At 65.1% G+C, this 1,122-nt stretch carries 1 protein-coding gene; it reads right to left on the minus strand.

Annotated elements, in window-relative coordinates; all coding sequences use genetic code 11:
- Positions 1–1,122, minus strand: a 1,122-nt coding sequence (gene murJ, locus ELR45_RS34695) for a murein biosynthesis integral membrane protein MurJ (protein WP_165367595.1), incomplete at both ends; no start/stop codon positions are given.

Raw genomic sequence — 1,122 nt, forward strand, 5'->3', positions numbered from 1 at the left:
CGAGGAAGAACTCGACCGTGACATCGGGGTCGAGCGCCGCCTGACGGAAGATGCTGAGCGTACCGGTCTCGACGATCGGAGCCGGATGCTCGGCGGTCTCATCGAGCGCATGGTCCGGGATCGACGTCGTGGTTGCTGCGGACTCTTCGCCGGCGGAGCGCTTACGAACTTTCGCCAGGACCATGCCGACGGCCCGGCGAACCTCGGCGATACGCATGGCATAGGCCAAGCCGACGAAGATGACCATGCCGACCGTCCCGCCCACGGCGAGGTCGACAAAGTGAACCAGCATCGACGGCAGGGGGTCGAGCACTCCGAGCTGAGACCAGCCCTGCCACACCAGCCATGCGACAGTGGAGGCGATCGCGGTGGGGATGAGCAGCCGCACCAGATGCTGGACCAGCGGCCCGGTTGGGATACGACCGATCTCATGCTGGAGCCGTTTCAGGCTGACGGCGGCACCGACAACGTAGGCGGCGCTGTACCCGACGGCCAGCGTCATGGTGACGATGTCGGGACTCGGCGAGATGATCGCGATACCTACCGCCCAGACCACCATGACGGCGGCGATCCACACCTGAGTGAAGAACGGTGTGCGGGTGTCCTGCAGGGCATAGAAGCCCCGCAGGCACAGGTAGTGCACGGTGAAGGCGAGTAGGCCTGGAATCAACGCCATCAGGGTGCGAGCGAGCATGTCCGTCTGCCCGCGTGCCGAACCGTAGTCGAAGATCATGTCCGTCATCGGGTAGGCCAGGACAGCCATGAGTGCGCCGAGCGGGACGATGATGGCCAGGCAGACCCTGATGGCCGAGACCAGCCGGTCGCGCATCTCGTCGAGATAGCCGTCGGCGGCGAGGTCGGACAGCCGGGGAAGCAGAGCGGTGGCCAGCGACACGGTGATCACCGAATGCGGCACCATCATGATCAGCATCGCGTTGGAGTAGACCGTGTAACCCGCACCGTCCTCAGCCCCAGCGGCGCTCGCACTGGTCGCGATGTTCACGAAGAACAGGTAGGCGATCTGGTTCACGACGACGAACCCGAAGGTCCACATGCCCAGCTTGATGGGCTCGGCTAGGCCGTGCCCCTTCCAGTCGGTCCGGAACCGAAGCGAGAAGCCGG

The organism is Phytoactinopolyspora endophytica (genome assembly GCF_004138495.1).
Lineage (GTDB): Bacteria > Actinomycetota > Actinomycetes > Jiangellales > Jiangellaceae > Phytoactinopolyspora > Phytoactinopolyspora endophytica.